Annotated in this window: 17 protein-coding genes; 10 read left to right on the forward strand and 7 right to left on the reverse strand. The window is 70.1% G+C overall.

The window, feature by feature from the left end; all coding sequences use genetic code 11:
- Positions 1 to 18: 18 nt before the first annotated feature.
- The 3 genes from AC07PF_RS06315 to AC07PF_RS06325 all read right to left on the reverse strand — a co-directional run bounded on the left by AC07PF_RS06315 (position 19) and on the right by AC07PF_RS06325 (position 3,599).
- Positions 19 to 1,656 (reverse strand): AMP-binding protein, encoded by a 1,638-nt coding sequence (locus AC07PF_RS06315; protein ID WP_494611221.1) that lies wholly within the window; start codon positions 1,654 to 1,656, stop codon positions 19 to 21.
- Between the two features lie 79 nt (positions 1,657 to 1,735).
- Positions 1,736 to 3,040 (reverse strand): serine hydrolase domain-containing protein, encoded by a 1,305-nt coding sequence (locus AC07PF_RS06320; RefSeq protein WP_494611222.1) that lies wholly within the window; start codon positions 3,038 to 3,040, stop codon positions 1,736 to 1,738.
- 76 nt (positions 3,041 to 3,116) lie between these two features.
- Entirely contained in the window at positions 3,117 to 3,599 is a 483-nt protein-coding gene (locus AC07PF_RS06325) for a DUF2147 domain-containing protein (RefSeq protein ID WP_494603591.1), read from the reverse strand.
- A gap of 168 nt (positions 3,600 to 3,767) precedes the next feature.
- On the opposite strand from AC07PF_RS06325, the gene AC07PF_RS06330 reads away from it, so the two are divergent.
- The 3 genes from AC07PF_RS06330 to AC07PF_RS06340 all read left to right on the forward strand — a co-directional run bounded on the left by AC07PF_RS06330 (position 3,768) and on the right by AC07PF_RS06340 (position 6,698).
- Positions 3,768 to 4,535 (forward strand): response regulator, encoded by a 768-nt coding sequence (locus AC07PF_RS06330; RefSeq protein WP_494611223.1) that lies wholly within the window; start codon positions 3,768 to 3,770, stop codon positions 4,533 to 4,535.
- On the forward strand, positions 4,532 to 5,854 hold the full coding sequence (locus tag AC07PF_RS06335; protein ID WP_494611224.1) for an ATP-binding protein: 1,323 nt from the start codon (positions 4,532 to 4,534) through the stop codon (positions 5,852 to 5,854). The genes AC07PF_RS06330 and AC07PF_RS06335 overlap by 4 nt, the downstream gene beginning before the upstream one ends.
- Before the next feature lie 61 nt (positions 5,855 to 5,915).
- On the forward strand, positions 5,916 to 6,698 hold the full coding sequence (locus AC07PF_RS06340; RefSeq protein ID WP_494611225.1) for a DUF72 domain-containing protein: 783 nt from the start codon (positions 5,916 to 5,918) through the stop codon (positions 6,696 to 6,698).
- A gap of 3 nt (positions 6,699 to 6,701) precedes the next feature.
- Here the strand turns inward: AC07PF_RS06340 and AC07PF_RS06345 are convergent, their stop codons facing one another.
- A complete protein-coding gene (locus AC07PF_RS06345; protein ID WP_494603583.1) occupies positions 6,702 to 6,995 on the reverse strand; it encodes an acylphosphatase in 294 nt (97 codons plus the stop codon).
- A 57-nt stretch (positions 6,996 to 7,052) separates the two neighbouring features.
- Between AC07PF_RS06345 and AC07PF_RS06350 the strand changes: the two genes are divergently transcribed.
- From AC07PF_RS06350 to AC07PF_RS06360, 3 genes are all read left to right on the forward strand, one after another.
- Entirely contained in the window at positions 7,053 to 7,304 is a 252-nt protein-coding gene (locus AC07PF_RS06350) for an ATP-binding protein (RefSeq protein WP_471635234.1), read from the forward strand.
- 82 nt (positions 7,305 to 7,386) lie between these two features.
- The gene (locus AC07PF_RS06355; RefSeq protein WP_494611403.1) at positions 7,387 to 8,532 is read left to right on the forward strand and encodes a Fic family protein; all 1,146 of its coding nucleotides are present in this window, start codon (positions 7,387 to 7,389) and stop codon (positions 8,530 to 8,532) included.
- Between the two features lie 362 nt (positions 8,533 to 8,894).
- The gene (locus AC07PF_RS06360) at positions 8,895 to 10,295 is read left to right on the forward strand and encodes a homoserine dehydrogenase (protein WP_494611226.1); all 1,401 of its coding nucleotides are present in this window, start codon (positions 8,895 to 8,897) and stop codon (positions 10,293 to 10,295) included.
- Between the two features lie 4 nt (positions 10,296 to 10,299).
- On the opposite strand, the gene AC07PF_RS06365 is transcribed toward AC07PF_RS06360, so the two are convergent.
- On the reverse strand, positions 10,300 to 10,938 hold the full coding sequence (locus AC07PF_RS06365; protein ID WP_494611227.1) for an FMN-binding negative transcriptional regulator: 639 nt from the start codon (positions 10,936 to 10,938) through the stop codon (positions 10,300 to 10,302).
- A gap of 3 nt (positions 10,939 to 10,941) precedes the next feature.
- A complete protein-coding gene (locus tag AC07PF_RS06370; protein ID WP_494611228.1) occupies positions 10,942 to 11,424 on the reverse strand; it encodes an OsmC family protein in 483 nt (160 codons plus the stop codon).
- A 77-nt stretch (positions 11,425 to 11,501) separates the two neighbouring features.
- On the opposite strand from AC07PF_RS06370, the gene pdxR reads away from it, so the two are divergent.
- Positions 11,502 to 12,950, forward strand: coding sequence for a MocR-like pyridoxine biosynthesis transcription factor PdxR (pdxR, locus tag AC07PF_RS06375; RefSeq protein ID WP_494611229.1), 1,449 nt, complete (start codon positions 11,502 to 11,504; stop codon positions 12,948 to 12,950).
- Positions 12,951 to 12,959: 9 nt separating this feature from the next.
- On the opposite strand, the gene AC07PF_RS06380 is transcribed toward pdxR, so the two are convergent.
- Positions 12,960 to 13,994: an MBL fold metallo-hydrolase gene (locus AC07PF_RS06380; RefSeq protein ID WP_494611230.1), complete on the reverse strand. Its 1,035-nt coding sequence runs from the start codon at positions 13,992 to 13,994 to the stop codon at positions 12,960 to 12,962.
- Between the two features lie 134 nt (positions 13,995 to 14,128).
- Between AC07PF_RS06380 and AC07PF_RS06385 the strand changes: the two genes are divergently transcribed.
- The 3 genes from AC07PF_RS06385 to AC07PF_RS06395 are packed head-to-tail and all read left to right on the forward strand — an operon-like array spanning position 14,129 to position 16,041.
- Positions 14,129 to 14,770, forward strand: a complete 642-nt coding sequence (locus AC07PF_RS06385; protein WP_494611231.1) for a TetR/AcrR family transcriptional regulator — start codon at positions 14,129 to 14,131, stop codon at positions 14,768 to 14,770.
- A gap of 25 nt (positions 14,771 to 14,795) precedes the next feature.
- On the forward strand, positions 14,796 to 15,425 hold the full coding sequence (locus AC07PF_RS06390) for an alpha/beta fold hydrolase (protein ID WP_494611232.1): 630 nt from the start codon (positions 14,796 to 14,798) through the stop codon (positions 15,423 to 15,425).
- 46 nt (positions 15,426 to 15,471) lie between these two features.
- Positions 15,472 to 16,041: a gamma carbonic anhydrase family protein gene (locus AC07PF_RS06395; protein WP_494611233.1), complete on the forward strand. Its 570-nt coding sequence runs from the start codon at positions 15,472 to 15,474 to the stop codon at positions 16,039 to 16,041.
- Positions 16,042 to 16,110: the final 69 nt, after the last annotated feature.

Here is a 16,110-nt window from a genome sequence, read left to right on the forward strand (position 1 = left end):
CGGCCGGGCGCGGCGGCTCTACGCCAGCTCGCGCAGCTCCCGCCGCAAAATCTTGCCCACGCTGGACTTGGGCAGTGCATCGACAAACACGATCTGCCGGGGCACCTTGTAGGGGGTGAGCTCCCGGCGGCAGTGCTCGGCAATGTCCTGGGCGCTCACGCGCACCTCGGCCATGCGCACCACGTACAGGCGCAGGGCCTCCCCGGTCTTGTCGTCGGGCACGCCGATGCAGGCGCATTCGAGCACGCCAGGGCAGCCGGTGGCCACGGCCTCGACCTCGTTGGGAAAGACGTTGAAGCCTGAGACGAGGACCATGTCCTTCTTGCGGTCCACGATCTTGAGAAAGCCGCGCTCGTCCAGCTGCCCGATGTCGCCGGTGCGAAAGTACCCGTCTGCCGTGAAGGCGGCGGCATTGGCATCGGGCTTTTGCCAGTAGCCGGACATGACCTGCGGGCCCTTCACGCAGACCTCGCCCGCCGCGCCCACGGGCACCGGGTGGTCGTTGTCGTCGCGCAGTTGCACGTCGGTCGACGGCAGGGGCAGGCCGGTGGTGCCGGTGAATTCGCCGACGTAGGCAGGGTTGAAGGTGACGACGGGGCTGGTCTCGCTGAGCCCGTAGCCTTCGCGGATGAACTGGCCCGTGAGGGCCTGCCACCGGGCAGATACCGAGGCGATGATGGCGGAGCCCCCGCCACCCGCCAGCCGCAGGTTGGAAAAATCGATCTCCTGCGTGCGCGGGTGCGCGGCCAGGCCTGCGTACAGGGTGTTGACGCCCATGAACACGCTGGGGCGCGCGGCCTTCATCACGCCGATCAGGGCGTCGAGGTCGCGCGGGTTGGGCACCAGCCAGTTGTGCGCGCCCACCGAGAAGTAGGTGACCAGGTTCACCATCAGCGCGAAGATGTGGTACAGCGGTATGGCGGTGACGATGGCCTCCTGCCCGGGGCGCAGGGCGTCGGGCATGAAGGCCTTGAACTGCTCCACATTGGCCACCAGGTTGCGGTGCGTGAGCATGGCCCCTTTGGACAGGCCCGTGGTGCCGCCGGTGTACTGCAGAAAGAGCAGGTCGTCCCCCGCCAGCCGCAGTGGCTTGAAGGACAGGCCCGCGCCCTGTGCCAGGGCCTTGGCCAGCGCCGTGGTGGGCAGCGCCAGGCCGGCATCCACGGGCGGGCCGGGCAGCGCTGCCGGGCCACCATCGCCAGGCTCCACGGTGATGACTCTGTGCAGGTCCACCCGGCCCTGGATGGCCGCCAGCGTGGCGGTGGCGCCGGCATAGATGACGAGGACCTTGGCGCCGGCATCGTGCAGCTGGTGCTCCAGCTCGCGCGGGGTGTACAGGGGGTTCACGTTGACCTGCACCCCCCCGGCCCGGGCAATGCCCAGCAGCACGATGGGGAAGGCCAGGAGGTTGGGGCACATCACGGCGATGCGGTCACCCTTGCGCACCTGCAGCACGTTCTGCAGGTAGGCCGCGAACGCGCGGGAGAGGTGGTCCACGTCGGCATAGGTCAGCGTCTGCCCCAGGCTGGTGAATGCCGGGTGGTGGGCGTAGCGCAGCATGGCCACGTCGAGCAGGTGCACGAGGGAGCGGTGCGCGTCGGCGTCGATGTGGGCGGGGATGGTGCCGTAGCTGGCCAGCCAGGGTTGGGGGTGCATGGGTGAAGGTCTCCTTGTGCAGTGTCTTCTTGTGGAAAAGCGCAGCCCCGGCCCTGCGGGGCTGCGCAGGGGTCAGCGCTCAGCGCAAGGCGCCAGCCAGTGCGGCGAAGGCCAGACGGTCGTAGTTGTGCGTGAACGCCGTGTTGGGGATGGGGTGCGACGAGAGCTTGACCACCACCAGCTGTGCGGCCGGGTTGATGTGGATGTGCTGGCCCATGAGGCCCTTGGCCTCGAACGTTCCGTCCACGTCGTGCGGCAGCCACCAGTGGTTGTGGTACGAGTAGCCGTTGCGCATGGTCTGGCCGGCGGCCTTGAACTTCTCGGGGTCGGCGCCCTTGCGCAGCTCGGCCACGGTGGCGGGGGAGACGACCTGCTTGTGGTTGTAGTAACCGTTCTGGCGCAGCATTTCGCCCAGGCGGCCCAGGTCGCGCAGCGTGGCGTTGATGCCCACGCTGGTGGACTGCGCCCCCGTGGGGTCGGCCCACACATAGCCGTCCTGCTCGGCACCCAGCGGGGCCCAGATGCGTTCGGACAGCAGGGTGGAAAAGCGCTTGCCGGTCACACGCTGCAGGATCCAGCCGATGACCTCGGTGTCCACCGACTTGTAATAAAAGCCCTTGCCGTGCTCACCCTCCTTCTGCACCGTGGGCAGGTAGTCGAGCATGGCCTTGGCACCGGGATAGTTGGCGGGCGCGGGCACCAGGCCGGCGGCGATGAGGTACTGGAAGATGCCCGATTGGGGGTTGGCAAAGTCCTCGGCGTAGTTCACGCCGGTGGTCATGTCCAGCGTCTGCTGCACGGTGGCGTCGGCCCAGGCGCTGCCCGCCAGCTCGGGCAGGTAGCGGGTGACGAGGGCGGCGGGGTCGATCAGGCCCTCGCGGATCAGCTCGGTGGCCAGCAGGCCGGTGAGCGACTTGCTCATGGACCACAGCACATGCGGCACGTGCGGCTGGTTGCCGACGTAGTGGCGCTCGTACACCACGCGGCCCTGGTGCATGACCAGCAGGCCGTCGGTGTAGGTGGCCTTCTGCCACTCGGCCAGCGTGGTGCGGGCGCCCTTGTCGTCGAGGAAGGCCAGGCCGTCGAGCTCGCGCGGCGCAGCCTGCAGTTCGCTCGCGGGGCCCGGGCCACGCGCAATGTTGGCGGTGGGCCCCAGCTCGCGCAGGTGGTGCAGGGCCCAGCGGGCGTTGGGGTACTTGAGGATGGTGCCCAGCCGCACCTGCTTGTCGGGCGCGGGCGGAAAGCCCTGCATCAACTTGAGCGCCACCGGGTCCGTGGCGTCGGGCGGCGGCAGCTGCGTGGGCTGCGCATGGCCGCTGGCCTGGGCCAGGGCGAGAAGGGCCGTGGCGACGGCAAGCGACAGGGCGCGGCGGGGAAGGGGCATGGTGGAGTTCTCCTGAAAAAAGGGGAAGGGACAGGGGGGATGGGAGGATGGGAAAAAGGCGCAGCTCAGGCAGTGCTCATGGCGGGGCCCCTGCGGCAGCGGGCGCGGGCCGGCGCCACACCTGGGTCTTGCCGAACAGCGCGATGCCCACGTAGGCGTGCACCCGCAGCTGGTCGGGCCCGGCGGGGGTGAGGGTGGCGCTGTAGGTCTTGGCGTTCTCGCGGTTGTAGATCTCGCCCTGGTGTTCGTTGGCGCCGCTCTCCTTGAAGCCCGAGAGGATGGTCATGCCCAGCGCGGGGCGCTTGTCGGCGAACTCGCCGGCCTGGCCGGGGCCGGCCATGGAGCGGTTGGCCATGACCCGCACCACCTTGCCGCACAGGGTGGGGCTGCCGGCGGTGCAGGGGGCGATCTCCACTTCGAGGTTGCCGCTTTCGGTGACCCAGCGGCCCAGCGGGGCCCGGGGTTCGGCGCCGGCCTGCTGGGCGCCGGCGGGCAGCGCGGCGGACAGCAGGGCAAGCGCGGCCAGCAGGGGGCGGGCGATGGCAGACTGCGGTGTCATGGAAGGCGTCCTCGTGAAGTTCAGGAAGACTGCATTGGAGCCAGCGCAGGTATCGGGCATTTGTCCTGCGGGGGCCTTTTGGTGTGCAGGCATGTCGGTACCGCACGCAGACAAGTTGGGATACAAACCCCCTGCGGATGCCCCCGCATTGCCCGGAGAATCGGCCCCATGCAGCAACAGCACCAGCAGCCTGAAGACCATGTACTGATCGTCGACGACGACGCCGGCATCCGCGAGCTGGCGGCCCAGTACCTGCGCAAGCAGGGCCTGCAGGTGAGCGTGGCGGCCGACGGGCGGCAGATGCGCGCGGTGCTGGCGGGCACGCGCATCGACCTCTTGGTGCTGGACCTGATGCTGCCCGGCACCGACGGCATCACCCTGTGCCGCGAGCTGCGCGGCCCGGGGGCGCCGGTGCTGCCCATCATCATGCTCACGGCGCGCAGCGACGAGGCCGACCGCATCCTGGGCCTGGAACTGGGCGCCGACGACTACGTGACCAAGCCCTTTGCCGCGCGCGAGCTGCTGGCGCGCATCCACGCGGTGCTGCGGCGCACGCGCATGCTGCCGCCCAACCTGGCGGCGGCCGAGCCGGTGCGCGAACTCGCCTTTGGCGACTGGCGGCTGGACACCACGGCGCGCCACCTGCTCGATGCGAGCGGCGCGGTGGTGGCGCTGTCGGGGGCCGAGTACCGGCTGCTGCGCGTGCTGCTGGACCACCCGCAGCGCGTGCTCACGCGCGACCAGCTGCTACAGCTGACGCAGGGGCGCGATGCCGAGGTGTTCGACCGCTCCATCGACCTGCTGGTGAGCCGCGTGCGCCAGCGCCTGGGCGACGGGGTGCGTGGCTCGCGCTACATCAAGACGGTGCGCAACGAGGGCTATGTGTTCTGCGCCGCGGTGCAGCCCGTACCGACGAACGCGGGGCCTGGGGCATGACGCGCTGGTGGCCGGGCTCGCTGTTCGGGCGCATCCTGCTGGTGCTGGCCCTGGGCCTGGCGCTGGCGCATGCGCTGACCTTCATGCTGGCGGTGACCGAGCGCAGCATGAGCATGCGCAGCGCCATGGTGGGCTACCTGGCGAGCGATGTGGCCAGCTCGGTGGCGGTGCTGGAGCGCCTGCCCGCTGAAGAGCGTGGCCAGTGGCTCACGCGCCTGGCGCGGCGCAACTACCGCTTCGTGCTGGCCGAGCCACTGCCGGTGCCCGCCAGCCCATCGACCCTGGCGGTGATGGTGGCGGGCGCCGTGGCCGCCGCGCTGCCGCCTGGGCGCGCAGTGCAGGTGGTGGACCCCGGCGTGCCGGGCACCGAGCTGCGGCTGCAGCTGCGCCTGGCCGACGGCACGCCGCTGGCGGTGGACATGGACGAGCCGCGGCTGCAGGTGTCGCCCTGGGTGCTGGCGGCCCTGGCGCTGCAGCTGGTGGTGCTGGTGGGCCTGTGCGCCTGGGCCGTGCGCGCGGCCACGCGCCCGCTGAACACCCTGGCCGACGCCGCCGACGCGCTGGGCCCCGCGCAGCCGGCCAACCCCATGGCCGAGGACGGCCCGCGCGAGGTGGTGCGCGCCGCCGCGGCCTTCAACCGCATGCAGCAGCGCATACAGGCGCACCTGCAGGAGCGCATGCAGATCCTGGCGGCGGTGTCGCACGACCTGCAGACCCCCATCACACGCCTGCGGCTGCGCGCCGACCTGCTCGACGATGCGCCGCTGCGCGAGCGCCTGCACGCCGACCTGGCGGAGATGCAGGCGCTGGTGGAGGAGGGCATTGCCTACGCGCGCTCCCCCCAGGCCGTGCGCGAGCCGCTGCAGCGCGTGGACCTGCGCGCGCTGGTGGAGAGCCTGGCCATGGACTATGCCGACGCGGGCATGCCGGTGCGCGTGCTGCACGCGGCAGACGGCATCTGCGACACGCGCCCGCAGGCGCTGCGCCGGCTGCTGTGCAACCTGGTGGACAACGCGCTCAAGTTCGCGGGCAGCGCCGAGCTGGCCGTGGAGGCGGGTGACAAGGGCGCACAGGGCGTGGAGGGCGCATGGCGCGTGCGCGTGCTGGACCGCGGCCCGGGCATACCCCAGGCCGACCTGGCCGCCGTGCTGCAGCCCTATGTGCGCCTGGAGGACTCGCGCAACCGCGGCACGGGCGGCACGGGCCTGGGCCTGGCCATTGCGAACGAGCTGGCGCAGGCGCTGGGCGGGCGCCTGGTGCTGGCGCCGCGCGAGGGTGGCGGCGAGGGGCTGGAAGCGCGGGTGGAGCTGCCGCGGTAGCGCTGGGGGACAGCGCTGGTACAGTGCCCTTTCCGTGGATTGACTCGTGACAGGGAACGCCATGACAGACAGCAGCAACAGCAAGCAGCAGCAGCACATCCGCATCGGCATCGGCGGCTGGACCTTCGAGCCCTGGCGCGACAACTTCTACCCGGCCGGCCTGTCGCACGCCAAGGAGCTGCACTACGCCAGCCGCCAGCTCACGGCCATCGAGGTCAACGGCACCTACTACAGCACCTTCAAGCCGCCGACCTTTGCCAAGTGGCATGGCGACACGCCCGATGGCTTCATGTTCTCGCTCAAGGCCAACCGCTTTGCCACCAACCGGCGCGTGCTGGCCGATGCGGGCGACTCGATCGCGCGCTTTGTCGACAGCGGCATCGCAGAGCTCAAGGACAAGCTCGGCCCCATCGTCTGGCAGTTCATGCCCACCAAGCAGTTCGAGCCGGGGGATTTCGAGGCCTTTCTGGCGCTGCTGCCCCAGGCCGTGGACGGGCGCGCGCTGCGCCATGTGCTGGACGTGCGGCACGAGAGCTTTGCCACGCCGGTCTTCATCGAGCTGGCGCGCCGCTATGGCTGCGTGCCGGTGCACACCGACTCCGAGAAATTCCCGGCCATCGCCGATGCACAGGCCGACTTCGCCTACCTGCGCCTGATGCGCAGCCAGGCCGATGTGCCCACGGGCTACACGCCCGAGGCGATCGCGCAGTGGGCCCAGGGCGTGCGCAGCTGGACCGGCGGCGAGCGCCCGCGCGATGTGTTCGTGTACTTCATCAATGGCGCGAAGGAGCGGGCACCAGCCGGGGCGATGGAGCTACTCAAGCAGCTCGGCCTGCGCGCCTGAAACCTATACCGTCTCGCGCTGCGTGAAGCCCTGCGGCGCTTCGCCGCCATCGGGCACATTGCCCACCACCACGCGGTCCACCCGCGCCTGCGCGGGCCCCTGCTGCGCCCAATCGACGAGGGCCTGCACCGCCTGAGGGCTGCCCCAGGCGCAGGCCTCCACCCGGCCGTCGCTGCGGTTGCGCACCCAGCCCTGCACGCCCAGGCGCTCGGCGGCCTGGACCATGGACCAGCGGTAGCCCACGCCCTGCACATGGCCGGTGATCAACAGGTGGCGGGTGATGGTTTCTTCATTCATGGGGGCACTGTACCGCGTGGCTTGTGGGTCCGGTGTTCCAGGCGCACACTGCCCCGCATGACTGCACGCAAGGCCCTGCCCGCCATCGACACCGACCGCTGCACTGGCTGCGGCTGGTGCATAGGCGTGTGCCCCCCGCATGTGCTGTCGCTGCAGGTGCAGGGGCCACAGCCCTGGGGACCCAAGCGCTCCACGCTACACGACGAGGCGGGCTGCACGGGCTGCGCGCTGTGTGCGGTGCGCTGCCCGTTCGATGCGATACGCATGGTGCGCACCGACCCTGGACCACTACCACAATCGGCGCAGTGAACCGCGAAAAAATTACCGCAACGAGATGCGCAAAATGGGTCGCATTTCCTGAAGAAAGCCTTTTCAAGTCATAGACTTGGCGATGCTTTTTAAGTCGCAATATTTTTCGCAGTACACCCACCCTTCACAGATGCAACCCCTGCTGCCAGCAACGCGCCGATTGGCGCCCTTGCTGGAGCAGGCGCATGGCCTGGTCCGCGGGGCCGACCGGCTGTCGGGCCTGTGCCAGCCCGGGGCCCTGGGCGGGCTGCGCGGATTGCTGCGGGCGATGAACGCGTACTACGCCCAAAAGTTCGAGGGTCTGAAAATGCAGCCACTGGAGATCGAGCAGGCCCTGCGCGGCGAGCCGGCTGCCGATCCGGAAAAAGCCGGGCGCCAGCGGCTGGCGCTGGCGCACATGGCCACCGAGGCCCAGCTGGAAATGCGGTGGCCCGCGTGGGATGCCAAAACGGTGTGGTCGCCCCAAATGGTGTGCGACATCCACCAGGATGTGTATGCGCGCCTGCCCGAGGTCGACCGGGCCTTGAAAGGGGGCGCCACGCTGCGGCCCGGTGCGCTGCAAACCGGGCCTGCAAAAGTACGAGCGTTGCTGGAACAGTGGGGAAATGGCTACGGCGGCGTCAACGGGGGCGGCATGCCGGTGCTGGCCATGGCCGCGTCGCACCAGCGCCTGCTGGGGATCCAGCCGTTCCGCGAGGGCAGTGGCCGCGTGGCCGGGCTGCACACCCATCTGGTGCTGGGGCATCTGGGCCTGACCAATGGCCTGTGGTCGCCGCTGCGCGGGTTCGCGCGCAGCCAGGATGCCTACCGGGCCCACTTGGCTGCGGCCACCGATCCCCGGGGCCTGGAGGCGTGGATCGGCTATGTGCTGGCCCAGTGCGGGGAGCAGGTGCAGTTGATGACCGGCCTGCTCGCACCGCAGGACATGCAGGACCGCATCGCGGCCTGCCTGGGCTTCGAGGAGCATGTGGTGAAACAAGGGGTACGCACCGAGTCCTTGCGCGCATTGCACTACCTGTTCGTGACGCAGGGGGCCCTGGAGCGCCGGGACTTCAAGGCGATGCTGGGGCTGGGCGACCGCATGGCCACCACGCAGATCAGCGCATTGCTGCAGCGCGGCCTGCTGGAGACCGACTCGCCGCACGGCAAGCTGCGTTTTGGCGTGCCGCAGCACGCACTGCGCTTTTACTTTCCGAAGCTGTGGCCCGAGGCGGAACGCGAGGCGTAGCTGCATCGCGCAGCGCCTGCGCCACACCGCCCCTTGACGCCCCCCAGGCCCGATCCGCTACACTGGCAGCCATGTCGTACACCTCCATCCACACCGCACGTGCTGCCGCTGCCCCCATGGGCGCCTGCATGATGCTGCCTGCGTTCACGCGGGCGATGGGTGCACGAATGATTACCACCATTACCCCCGCGGCCACCTGAGCACGCGCAGGTGGCCGTTTCGGCAGCCACCTGGTGATCGCTCTCTCCCTCCTTCCCGGAATGAACGAATGAAACCCAGCTCTGGCAGCTGGGTTTTTGTTTTGTTTGTTCGTTTGTTTTTTGGCTGCCCGGCAGCCAGCAACCCGGAGAAGGAAGCTCTTTATGTACCGCGATCCCGTCCAGTCCCTTCAGCCTGCACAGCACAGCAGCATTGCCACGACCATGGCCATGCCTGCTGCCACCCGCCCCCTGCGCGTGGGCATGATCGGCATTGGCACCGTGGGCGCGGGCACCTTCCGCGTGCTGGCGCGCAACCAGGCCACCATTGCCGGGCGCGCGGGGCGCGGCATCGAGGTGGTGGTGGTGGCCGCGCGCAACCTGGCGCGCGCGGCCGGCGTGGTGGGCACCGGCGTGGCGCTGACCAACGACCCGATGCAGGTCGCCACCCACCCCGAGGTGGACGTGGTGGTGGAGGCCGCGGGCGGCACCGGCCCGGCGCGCGAATGGCTGCTGGCGGCCATGGCGGCCGGCAAGCACGTGGTGACGGCCAACAAGGCGCTGCTGGCGGTGCATGGCAACGAGCTGTTCGCCGCGGCGCGCCAGCACGGCGTGGCGCTGGCCTACGAGGGCGCGGTGGCCGTCAGCATCCCCATCATCAAGGCGCTGCGCGAGGGCCTCACGGCCAACCGCATCGAGTGGGTGGCGGGCATCATCAACGGCACCACCAACTTCATCCTGAGCAAGATGCGCGACGAGGGCCTGGGCTTTGCGCAGGCGCTCACGCAGGCGCAGGCCCTGGGCTATGCCGAGGCCGACCCGGCCTTCGACATCGAGGGCGTGGACGCGGCGCACAAGATCACGCTGCTGGCGGCCAATGCCTTCGGCATGCCGGTGCGCTTTGCCGATGCCCAGGTGGAGGGCATCACCGCGCTGCAGGGGCTGGATGTGGCGTGTGCCGAGCAGCTGGGCTACCGCATCAAGCTGCTCGGCGTGGCGCGAAAACGGGGTGACGACGGTGTGGAGCTGCGCGTGCAGCCCGCGCTGGTGCCAGCCACGCACCTGCTGGCACACGTCAACGGCTCGATGAACGGCATCCTGGTCAAGGGCGATGCGGCCGGGGTGACCATGTACTACGGCGCGGGCGCCGGCTCGGAGCAGACGGCATCGGCCGTGATCGCCGACCTCGTGGACGTGGCGCGGCTCGACGGCACGAACGCGGCCCAGCGCGTACCGCACCTGGGCTTCCATGCCCACGCGGTGGACGAGCACCTGGCCGTGCTGCCACGCGCCGCCGTGCACACGCGCCACTACCTGCGCGTGCCCGTGCATGCGCCGCAGGACATCGAGGCCGTGGGCGCCTGGCTGGTCGCCCAGCAGGTGCCGGTGGCGCAGGTGGCGCTGGCGGCCGACAAGGCCCTGCCGCACGGCAGCGGTGCCCAGGTCCTGGTACTGACCGATGCGGTCGCCCAGTCCACGCTGGACCTGGCCGTGCATGCGCTCGCGTCGCACCGGGCCGTGGCCGGGCCGGTGGCCTCGCTGCGCGTGGAAATGCTGGAGGCGTAAGTCCTTAGGCGGGGGAACCCTGCCGCACCAGCGCGGCCATCTCCAGCGCGGCGGGCGTGTTCTCGGCCGTCAGGCCGGCCACCACGCCGGCGCGGTCGGTGTCGGTGCGGTTCTGGCTGACCTTCCACACGCCCTCCCAGCGTTCCACCGCAAGCTCGATGCCGACGATGGCACGCATCATCTGCTCGATGTAGGTGGGCGGGGCATCGTCCAGGCGCCAGGGCTCGGGGCGGTGCGCTTCGTGCGCCTCGCTCAGCGTGTGCAGGATGGCGCGCAGCGTGGCCGGGTCGTCCTTGAGCGCGGTGAGCGTGCCATGGGCATGCACCGTGGCGTAGTTCCAGGTCGGCACCTGCTTGCCGTCGATGGCCTTGGAGGGGTACCACGTGGGCGAGATATAGGCCTGCGGGCCGTGGAAGATGGCCACGGCCGTCTGCGGCAGCAGCGGCCACACGCCGTTGGCACGCGCCACGTGGCCCACCAGCGTGCCGTGCTCGCCGCGCGTGGGGTCCAGGTACAGCGGCACATGGTTGGCGTGCAGGGCGCCTTCGTGCGTGATGACCAGCGTGGCCAGGGGCTGGGCACGCACCAGGCCTTGCAGCACGGCGGCATCGGCCACGCGGAACTGGCGGTTGGCATTGGCCATGGCTCAGCCCCCTTCGCTCAGTTGCAGCTCAGGCGCGCAGTCGATCTGCGTCTTGACCGAGTTGGCCAAAAAGCACGATGCGTGGGCCTTGTGGTGCAGCTCGCCCAGCTGCTCGGCACTGGGCGCATGCGCAGGGTCGAAGCGCGTGACCGGCTTGAGCTGCACATGGGTCACAACGAGCTGGCCCGCTTCGTTCCTGGCCATGGTGCCCACGGCGGCGTCGGTGTAGCTGTCCAGGCGAAAGCCCGCGCGGCTCGTGAAGTCCATGAACCACAGCATGTGGCAGCTGGAGAGCGCGGCGACGTAGGCCTCCTCGGGATCGACCGCGGCCGCGTCGGAGTAGGGCAGGGGCACGACATGAGGCGAAGACGATGCGGCCACGCTGGCACCGCCGTCGAACTGCCAGGTGTGGGCGCGGTGGTAGCGCTTGTCGAGGAAATCATCGCTGCCGCGTTGCCAGGTGATGGTGGCGAAATGCTCTGCCATGGTGAATGACTTTCGTGGGGTTACCTACAATGGTTCCTCAGTCTATTGCGATACCGCTTCATCGAAGGGGCCAATTCGTGCCAAGCGCCAGAGCCAATTCCACCGCAGCCAGCACCCTGCGCCAGCAGGTCTATGAGCGCCTGCGCGGTGCCATTGAGCAGGGCAGCCTGCGCGCGGGCACGCGGCTGCCGCCCTCGCGCGAGCATGCCGCGGCGCTGGGCGTGTCGCGCAACACGGTGCTGTGGGCCGTGCAGCGCCTGCAGGCCGAGGGCTATGTGGAGGCGCGCGTGGGCGACGGCACCTATGTCTCACAGGCGGCCGCGGGCGCTGCCACCCGCAGCCAGCAGCTGGTGGCGCCGCCGCGCGGCCTGTCGCGGCGCGGGCAACTGATCGCCGACACGGCCGCGCGCTGGAACCCGCCAGTGGCGGTGGCCAGGGCCTTCCGCATGGGGGCACCCGAGGTGGACACGTTTCCGTACGCGGTGTGGGACCGCCTGGCGCGCCAGGCCGGCCCCGGCCAGCGCGCGGCGCGCGCGCAGTACCTGGACCCGGCCGGCGACCCGCAGCTGCGCGAAGCGGTGGCGCAATGGCTGTGGGCCTCGCGCGGCATCCGCTGCGACGCAGGCCAGGTGGTGGTGTGCTCGGGCTCGCAGCAGGCCATCGACCTGATCGCGCGGCTGCTGCTGGACGGGGGTGACGAGGTGCTGGTGGAAGACCCGGGCTACCCCGGCATCCGCGCGGCGCTGCTGGGCCATGGCGTGCTGGCCCGGCCCATGGCGATGGACTGCGAGGGTGCCTGCATCGCCGAGGCCACGCAGCGCTGGCCCGGCGCGCACATGGCGGTGGTGACGCCCACGCACCAGTACCCCACGGGCGTGCGCATGGGCCTGGCGCGGCGCCAGGCGCTGCTGCAGTGGGCGCGCACGCACGATGCCTGGGTGGTGGAGGACGACTACGACGGCGAGTTCCAGTACGGCGCGCAGCGCGTGCCGGCGCTGTGCAGCCTGCCGGGGTCGGAGCGGGTGCTGTACGTAGGCACCTTTTCCAAGACGCTGCACCCGGGGCTGCGCCTGGGCTTCATCGTGGCGCCGCCGGCGCTGGTGCAGCCCTTTGCCATGGCGCGCGCCATCACCGACCGGCATGCACCCGGCGATGCGCAGGCGGTGCTCGCGCAGTTCATTGCCGAAGGCCACCTGCTGCGCCACCTGCGCCAGATGCGCGAGCTGTACCAGGCGCGCCAGCAGGCCCTGCGCGATGCGCTGGCCGATGCCAGCGACGGCGCCCTGCAGCTGGCCGCGAGCGACCGCGGCATGCACCTGCTGTGCGAGCGCACGCCGGGCAGCGACGACGAGGCGCTGTGCCGCCAGGCCCAGGCGGCGGGGGTGATGCTGGCGCCGCTGTCGCGCTACGTGATGGCGTCAGAGCGGCGCGGCTGGCTGTTCGGCTACGCGGGTTTCGACATCGCCGAGATCACGGCCGCGGCGCGGATTGTGGGCCAGCTGGCCCGGCGCCTGCCGCGCACCTGACCACTCAACTCACTGCGCGCTTTTCCACCAGCTTTGCGACAGGGCGGGGTTGCGGATGTCCAGGCGCTCGCCCATCACCGGTGCCACCAGGGGCACGTTGGCGGCAGCGGCCAGCTGGGTGATGCGGTCGAAGGGCTCGTGCCAGGGGTGCAGGGCCAGGTCGAAAGTGCCGTTGTGGATGGGCATCATGTGGTGGCCGCGCACGTCGCGGTGGGCCTGCAGGCTTTCCTCGGGCTGCATGTGCACGTCGGGCCACTGGGCGTCGTAGGCGCCGGTCTCGACCATGGTCAGGTCGAAGGGGCCGTAGCGCTCGCCGATGGCCTTGAAGCCGTCGAAGTAACCCGTGTCGCCGCTGAAGAAGATGCGCGTGTCGCCGGCCATGATGACCCACGAGGCCCACAGCGTGCGGTTGCCGTCGGACAGCGTGCGGCCCGAGAAGTGCTGGGCCGGGGTGGCGACGAATTTCACGCCGCCCACGCTGGTGCCCTGCCACCAATCGAACTGCTGCACCTTGGTGGCCGGCACGCCCCAAGCGATGAGGCGGTCGCCCACGCCCAGGGGGGTGAGGAAATGCTCGACCTTGGGCGCGAGCTTCTGGATGGCGGCGAAGTCCAGGTGGTCGTAGTGGTCGTGCGAGAGCACCACGCCGGTGATGGGGGGCAGCTCGTCGATGGTGAGCGGTGGCGCGTGGAAGCGCTTGGGCCCGGCGAACTGGAAGGGCGAGGCACGCTCGGAGAACACCGGGTCGGTGAGCCAGAACTTGCCGTCGAGCTTGAGCAGCATGGTCGAATGGCCCAGGCGCCACAGGCTCTGGTCGGGCGCGGCCAGCACATCGGCCTGGGTCAGCGGCTTGACCTCGATGGGCTTGCTGGGCACGGTATTGGCGGGCTTGTCGGTGGCAAATTTCCAGAAGATGGCCACGGTCTTGAAGAAGCCGGGCGCCTGGCGCGGCGCAACGTTGCGGAACTTGCCGTCCTGGTACTGGGGCGACGCCTCGTACGAACCCGAGGGCAGGGTGGCACAGGAAATGATGCTGTAGGCCATGGCGGTGATTGCGGTGAGGAGGAGGAGGATTCGGGGCACGCGGCGGAACATGGGGACTGCCTTTTCTGAAAAGTGCACTGCACAGTGTAGTGTTGTTTCTGAAAAAGTAAACTACCCGGTGTAAAATTTCTCCTATGCACCCGATAGCCCCCACCGCCGCCCCGACCCGCCTGACCGACCGCAAGCGCGAGGCCATCGTGCAGGCCGCGATCGCGGAGTTCCGCGAGAACGGCTTTGCCGGCACCAGCATGGACCGCGTGGCCGCGGCCGCCGATGTCTCCAAGCGCACGGTGTACAACCACTTCCCGAGCAAGGACGAGCTGTTCGAGGCCATCCTGGCCCAGATGTGGGAGCGCAGCCATGCGCAGGCCGAGATCCGCTACGACGCGGACGGCCCGCTGCGCGCGCAGCTGCTGGCCGTGCTGGAGCAGAAGATGCAGATGCTGGACGACGCGAGCTTCATCGACCTGTCGCGCGTGGCCATGGCCGAGCTGATGCACACACCCGAACGCGCCCGTGCCCTGGTGGACCGCCTGTCCGAAAAGGAAGAGGGCCTGCCGCAGTGGCTGCGCGCCGCCCAGCAGGACGGCCGCCTGCGCGCCGGGGTGGACCCGCAGTACGCCGCCCACCAGCTGCATGGCCTGGTCAAGTCCTTCGCCTTCTGGCCGCAGCTGGCCATGGGGCAGCCGCAGCTGGCCCCCGCGCTGCGCCAGCAGGTGCTGGAGGATGCGGTGGACATGTTCCTGGGCTTCTACGCCGTCGCGGCACCAGCCTGACGCATACGGCGTATGCTGCCGCCCCATGGCACAGCGGCATGCGCAACACCCCTCCCAGATCCTCTTTCTCCCGGGCGTCGGCGGCGACCCGCAGTTCTGGCAGCCCGTGTCCGGCCTGCTGGACCACCCGGCCGCCCGCCGGCTGATGGGCTGGCCCGGCTTCGGCCCGGTGCCGAACGACCCCGCCGTGCGCGGGATGGCGGACCTGGTGGCGCGCGTGGTGGATGCCATCGACCAGCCCACCGCGTTGGTCGCCCAATCCATGGGCGGCATCGTGGCCGTCCAGGCCGCGCTGCGGCGCCCCGGGCAAGTCACGCACCTGGTGCTCACCGCCACCTCGGGCGGCGTGGACATGGCCGCCCATGGCGCGCAGGACTGGCGGCCGGCCTTCGCCCAGGCCCACCCCACGGTGCCGCCCTGGTTCGCCGACTACCGCGAGGACCTGAGCGGCGCCCTGGCCACCTTGGCGGCGCCCACGCTGCTGCTGTGGGGCGATGCCGACCCCATCAGCCCCGTGGGCGTGGGTCGGCGCCTGCTGGCGCTGCTGCCCCGGAGCCGGCTGCACGTGGTACCCGGTGGGGCGCACGATCTGGCGAACCGGCATGCGGCGCTGGTGGCTCCGCTGATCGCAGCCCACCTGAGCGGCCGAGACTGACTTTGCACTACGCTCGGCGCTTTGCAATCCCGAGCCCCCCAAAACCATGCCCACCGCTCCCTACCTCGACACTGCGCCCGTGCTCGCCACCGGCGTCTTCCTCCACGAATCCGCCCAGGTGATCGGCGACGTCACCCTGGGCAAGGACGCCTCGGTCTGGTGCAACGCCGTGCTGCGCGGCGATGTGAACCGCATTGTGGTGGGGGAGGCCAGCAATGTGCAGGACCTGACCATGGGCCATGTCTCGCACCGCAATGCCAGCAAGCCCGAGGGCTCGCCGCTCATCATCGGCAGCCATGTGACCATCGGCCTCGCGGTGATCCTGCACGGCTGCCGCATTGGAAATGAGTGCCTGATCGGCATGGGCTCGATCGTCATGGACGACGCCGTGATCGGCGACCGCGTGATGCTGGGCGCGGGCAGCCTGGTGTCCCCCGGCAAGGTGCTGGAAAGTGGCTACCTCTACATCGGCCGGCCCGCCGTGCGCCAGCGTGCGCTGACCGACAAGGAAATCGCCTACCTGCGCTATTCGGCCGAGCACTATGTGCGCGTGAAGAACAACTACCTGGCCGGCACGCCAGACGTGGCGGTGGAGCCGCCGGCCCAGCCGATGTAAGGCCGACGCGCCCACCGGGTAAGGGCCTGGCGGGATAATCGGGCACTTCCACGATTCCCCACAAGGCGG

It is taken from the genome of Acidovorax sp. GW821-FHT10A04 (assembly GCF_059415825.1).

Coding starts and splice junctions, on each gene's coding strand:
- AC07PF_RS06340 (WP_494611225.1), top strand. CDS start 5,916: ATGACAGACAGCAGCAACAGCAAGCAGCAGCAGCACATCCGCATCGGC.
- AC07PF_RS06320 (WP_494611222.1), bottom strand. CDS start 3,040: ATGCCCCTTCCCCGCCGCGCCCTGTCGCTTGCCGTCGCCACGGCCCTT.
- AC07PF_RS06355 (WP_494611403.1), top strand. CDS start 7,387: ATGCTTTTTAAGTCGCAATATTTTTCGCAGTACACCCACCCTTCACAG.
- AC07PF_RS06390 (WP_494611232.1), top strand. CDS start 14,796: ATGGCACAGCGGCATGCGCAACACCCCTCCCAGATCCTCTTTCTCCCG.
- AC07PF_RS06335 (WP_494611224.1), top strand. CDS start 4,532: ATGACGCGCTGGTGGCCGGGCTCGCTGTTCGGGCGCATCCTGCTGGTG.
- AC07PF_RS06380 (WP_494611230.1), bottom strand. CDS start 13,994: ATGGCCTACAGCATCATTTCCTGTGCCACCCTGCCCTCGGGTTCGTAC.
- AC07PF_RS06325 (WP_494603591.1), bottom strand. CDS start 3,599: ATGACACCGCAGTCTGCCATCGCCCGCCCCCTGCTGGCCGCGCTTGCC.
- AC07PF_RS06365 (WP_494611227.1), bottom strand. CDS start 10,938: ATGGCCAATGCCAACCGCCAGTTCCGCGTGGCCGATGCCGCCGTGCTG.
- AC07PF_RS06360 (WP_494611226.1), top strand. CDS start 8,895: ATGTACCGCGATCCCGTCCAGTCCCTTCAGCCTGCACAGCACAGCAGC.
- AC07PF_RS06350 (WP_471635234.1), top strand. CDS start 7,053: ATGACTGCACGCAAGGCCCTGCCCGCCATCGACACCGACCGCTGCACT.
- AC07PF_RS06315 (WP_494611221.1), bottom strand. CDS start 1,656: ATGCACCCCCAACCCTGGCTGGCCAGCTACGGCACCATCCCCGCCCAC.
- AC07PF_RS06370 (WP_494611228.1), bottom strand. CDS start 11,424: ATGGCAGAGCATTTCGCCACCATCACCTGGCAACGCGGCAGCGATGAT.
- AC07PF_RS06345 (WP_494603583.1), bottom strand. CDS start 6,995: ATGAATGAAGAAACCATCACCCGCCACCTGTTGATCACCGGCCATGTG.
- AC07PF_RS06330 (WP_494611223.1), top strand. CDS start 3,768: ATGCAGCAACAGCACCAGCAGCCTGAAGACCATGTACTGATCGTCGAC.
- AC07PF_RS06395 (WP_494611233.1), top strand. CDS start 15,472: ATGCCCACCGCTCCCTACCTCGACACTGCGCCCGTGCTCGCCACCGGC.
- AC07PF_RS06385 (WP_494611231.1), top strand. CDS start 14,129: ATGCACCCGATAGCCCCCACCGCCGCCCCGACCCGCCTGACCGACCGC.